Here is a 4,336-nt window from a genome sequence, read left to right on the forward strand (position 1 = left end):
AGATGGTCATAGTCTATCAGCCTAAATACCTAGATGGTCTGATTTAGGAAGGGCTAATGACATAGCCCCTATGGTAAGGTCATACTTCGATACTAGAAATAGACTTCGATTTAATCACTTGCTAATCTCAATGAATCCCCTAGCTTTAGCTATGGGCGAGAATGTCAAATGAATTATGCAAAACTGCTGACAAGAATTTAAGCTTAATATTTTTGCCACCTTATTCTCAAGAATTAAATCCGATAGAAAAGTTTTGGGCAACACTAAAGAAGAAACTGAAAAAAATAGATAAAAATAACAATGGACTTAAAGAATGTATTTCCCAAATTTTTTAAGTTTGCTTACTATATAAATATATTTTAACACATGAAAGTATCAAAAATCATACACAGATGCAATCATTATTTATAGCTAAAGCAAATATATGTTTAGCCGTATAAAAAACAGAGTAGTTTAGTTTAAGATATAATATAAATTATCTAAACTACAAACTTATAAAGTGGTATAACATATAGCAATGTACAGGAGGAGCAACAAGTGAACAAATGGAAATTAAAGAATTTTAAGATTAGTAAAAAAATAGGAGTGTCATTCTTTATAGTGTTATTAATCACATCCTTAGTAAGTGGTAATACCATATTCAACTTAAAAAAGACTGGTAAATTAATTAATTATTTATATGATGGGCCATATCAATTGACAAATGAAGCCATGGGAATTTCAAAAGATTTATTAACTGCTAGACAAAATGTTTATGATGCATATGCTTCAGCATCAATAGATTATTTTAAAGAAGAAGCGAATAGCAAATTTAATAGTATTGATAAAAGAATACAAGTCATAAGCGAGCACCCAGGTACAGATACCAAATTACTTCAAGAGTTAAAAAGTAATGTTGCGAAGTTTAGGCAAGAGATTGAAAAAATTTATCCCTTTATAGAATCAGAAGATTGGCAAAGCGCAGAAATGATTTTAACGGATGAAAAAAGTGAAGCTGTAAAAGCATATAATGAGTGTGAAAACAATTCTACAAAGATTTACAAGCAATTAGATGAACAAGGAAAAGAATTTATTAAAGTTGCTGATAAGGCAGTATTAAAATCAAATATATATGGAAATATTTTAACTCCGCTTAGTATAATATTAGGTATATATATGTCTATAAGACTTATAAAATCAATAAAAAAACCTGTTAGTGAAATTGAAATAGCAGCAAAGAAAATGGCAAAAGGAGATTTTGATATTTCTGTAACTTATCAGTCAGAAGATGAATTAGGTAGTCTATCAAATTGTATACGTGAAATGAGTAGCCAAACAAAAGACGTTATACATGATACAGTTCGTATTTTAGGAGAAGTGGCAAGTGGTAATTTTAATGCAAATACCCAAGTAGAATATATAGGTGTATACGAGGAAATAGAAAAATCTCTAGCTAAAATTACTAATGATTTAAATGAAACAATGCAACAAATAAATGCTTCATCAGATGAAGTTGGAGCAGCCTCAGAACAAGTAGCAAGCGGAGCCTTGATGTTGTCACAAGGAGCAACAGAACAAGCAAGTTCACTAGAAGAGTTATCTGCTACAATCACAGAAATATCTGAAAAAATCAAAGATACTGCAAAAAATGCAAGTGAAGCTAATAGTTTATCACTAAGCGCAGGGCGTGAAGTTGAAGATGGTGATAAGCAAATGAAGCAAATGGTAAAAGCTATGAACGAGATTTCATCCTCATCTGAGGAAATAGGAAGAATAATAAAAACTATAGATGATATAGCATTCCAAACAAATATATTAGCATTAAATGCAGCAGTAGAAGCGGCACGTGCAGGTCAGTCAGGTAAAGGATTTGCTGTTGTAGCAGATGAAGTAAGAAATCTAGCGGCTAAATCAGCAGAGGCAGCAAAAAATACAGAAATACTTATACAAAACTCAATGAAATTAGTTAATAATGGAAATGAGATTGCAAATAATACAGCAGAATCACTGAAAAGAATAATAGAAACTTCAGGCAAAACTATTGCATTAATAGATGAAATAGCTAGAGACTCAGAAGAACAAGCTAGTGCAATTAGCCAAGTTACACTAGGAGTAAGCCAAATTTCAGATGTAGTACAAAATAATTCAGCTACAGCAGAAGAAAGTGCAGCAGCAAGTGAAGAATTAAGCGGACAAGCTCAAATGTTAAGAGAACTTATGGAGAAATTCAAATTAAAAGAGGCACAAAAACATCATAAAGATATAACTTTTGATATTAATGAAGTTTATTATAGTGATTCAAGCGGAAATTAATATTAAATTAAAATTAGGCTACAAAACACTTTTATTGTGTTTTGTAGCCTAATTTTATTAGTAGTAATTAGTTTGGTATATACACTGATTTGCAAGTAATATATACCAAACTATCTACACACATAAGGAATTACTTAATATCTGAGATTTTCAGCTTTGGATCTAATTTTTTAGCAACTTTTAGTAACGTATTACCATCTGATAATACTAATAACCCTACTCCTATTTTAGTGTGTAATAAACTAGCGTCTGCATATATTTCTATATTCAATAAATTACCTCCATTAAAATCTTATTCTTCGGGTTTATCGTTATCTATTTCAATACCTATTTTTACTAATGTTGTATTTAACTGTGAATGTCTACTTAAAATCTTACTCAAATGATAGTTAAAAACAGGACTTTTAACATCATCAAGTTCCCAATTAATATTATCCCCTGGATACAATTCTTTTAAATTTCTATAGTTAAAATTACTTAAAAATAGCTTTCTTTCTAAATGCATAATTGATTGAATATGAAAATACAACTCTCTACATAGGATTATTAAATTTTTTATAGAATTTTCATCTTCTTCAACATTTATATTATCCTCTATATTTTCATAATCTGTAGAAATTACATAATTAGTATGAGTTTTTTCAAGTGTACTTATTAATGATTCTAGATTTTCTATATCAAAGTTTACCTTTTTTTTCTTTAAAATCTTGTAATTAAGAAACTTATCAATATCTAAAGAGATAGCCTCTAATGTTTTTATTACATCTTTTGCATGATTAGGTCTAGCTAAAAAGTAGTTTACACAAATTCCTATAAATACACCCACTGAGTTATCTATTACTCTATGAATAGAATGATAGATTAAAGCAGATTCTATAGTCCCTAAGTTTATGGATAAAAAAGTAACCGTAGCTATAGCAACTTCTTCCTTCATTTTTAATAGGATACATAAATATATAGTACAAACTGCTCCAAGTGCACATATTAAAGCATTGTTTGGCATCAAAAAGGCTGTAAATAAATATCCTATAATACCTCCTAATATAGTGCCCTTTATCCTAGTAAGACCTGTAACTATAGATCCTTTTACAGATGTTTGAATAGACATCATACAAGCTATAGCAGCATAAAGTGGTGTTTGAACTATAAGAGGAGAAAGAAATATTGATAAAAAAATTCCTATACCTGTTTTTGTTGTTCTCATTCCTATATGTTTCATATGTATTGATAATATCAAAAGAATTTAACTCTTGATAAAATCTTGCACCTCCATATTTTATTATTTTAAAGATTAAGGAAAATATGATATAAATTATAAGCTATTTTTCTTATTTAGTAAATGGACAAGTATAACAATTAAATTCAAAATAGAGTAGGAATTAAATAAGATAATTATTTAAGACCTACTCTATTATTAAATATAAATAATTTGAACTTGTTTATATTATAAAATCTCGTAAATTTATTTTACTTTTTCTTTATTGAAAACAAAGTATATTGGTAAACCAACTAATGCTATTCCTAAACCAAGTAGAGCATTACTAGTTTGAGTCATTAATGTACTAAATACAACGTATACTCCACCTAATATACTCATTACCTATATAACATTACCTGGTGCTTCTGCTTTAGCTAAAACATCTGCTGGTAATACCCAAAGATAAGCCATGTTTATAGCTATATATATTAAAGTAACACCTGTTATACCAAGCACTCTTGCTTTTGGTAAATCTTTTTTAGGATCTTTCATTTCACAAGCTAAGTTACCAGCACTCATCCAACCTTCGTAAGCAAATAATACACCAAGTAGTGCAGCATCTAATCCAGTTGATAAGTTTATGTCTGGATTTGTAATAGGATATAAGCTAGTAGCAACACTTCCTTCACTTTTTACAATAAATTGCCGAAAAGCCCCCTTCTTTAGATGTGGGGATGAAAGGCAAGGTCTCAAACTATCTTAATAAAGAGAGGTGGAACAACTTCTAGTTATATTAAGTCTCAAATGTTGTATAATAAAAATAATATATGATGAAAGTGGGGTGAA

Annotated in this window: 6 protein-coding genes; 2 read left to right on the plus strand and 4 right to left on the minus strand. The window is 29.2% G+C overall.

The features are described from left to right. The first annotated feature begins 161 nt into the window (after window positions 1-161). Window positions 162-335, plus strand: a complete 174-nt coding sequence (locus ACRC03_RS10620) for a transposase (RefSeq protein ID WP_438652540.1) — start codon at window positions 162-164, stop codon at window positions 333-335. A 202-nt stretch (window positions 336-537) separates the two neighbouring features. After that, window positions 538-2,292 carry a methyl-accepting chemotaxis protein gene (locus ACRC03_RS10625; RefSeq protein WP_438652541.1) on the plus strand — a complete coding sequence of 585 codons (1,755 nt, stop codon included), beginning with the start codon at window positions 538-540 and terminating at the stop codon, window positions 2,290-2,292. A gap of 130 nt (window positions 2,293-2,422) precedes the next feature. On the opposite strand, the gene ACRC03_RS10630 is transcribed toward ACRC03_RS10625, so the two are convergent. The 4 genes from ACRC03_RS10630 to ACRC03_RS10645 form a co-directional block, all read right to left on the minus strand. Further along, window positions 2,423-2,563: a hypothetical protein gene (locus ACRC03_RS10630; RefSeq protein ID WP_438652542.1), complete on the minus strand. Its 141-nt coding sequence runs from the start codon at window positions 2,561-2,563 to the stop codon at window positions 2,423-2,425. A gap of 21 nt (window positions 2,564-2,584) precedes the next feature. Next, window positions 2,585-3,529: an FUSC family protein gene (locus ACRC03_RS10635; RefSeq protein ID WP_438652543.1), complete on the minus strand. Its 945-nt coding sequence runs from the start codon at window positions 3,527-3,529 to the stop codon at window positions 2,585-2,587. A 225-nt stretch (window positions 3,530-3,754) separates the two neighbouring features. Then, on the minus strand, window positions 3,755-3,889 hold the full coding sequence (locus ACRC03_RS10640) for a hypothetical protein (RefSeq protein WP_438652544.1): 135 nt from the start codon (window positions 3,887-3,889) through the stop codon (window positions 3,755-3,757). A 3-nt stretch (window positions 3,890-3,892) separates the two neighbouring features. Next, window positions 3,893-4,243: an amino acid permease gene (locus tag ACRC03_RS10645; protein WP_438652545.1), complete on the minus strand. Its 351-nt coding sequence runs from the start codon at window positions 4,241-4,243 to the stop codon at window positions 3,893-3,895. Window positions 4,244-4,336: the final 93 nt, after the last annotated feature.

The organism is Romboutsia sp., from assembly GCF_051659545.1.
Taxonomy (GTDB): domain Bacteria; phylum Bacillota; class Clostridia; order Peptostreptococcales; family Peptostreptococcaceae; genus JBOFOR01.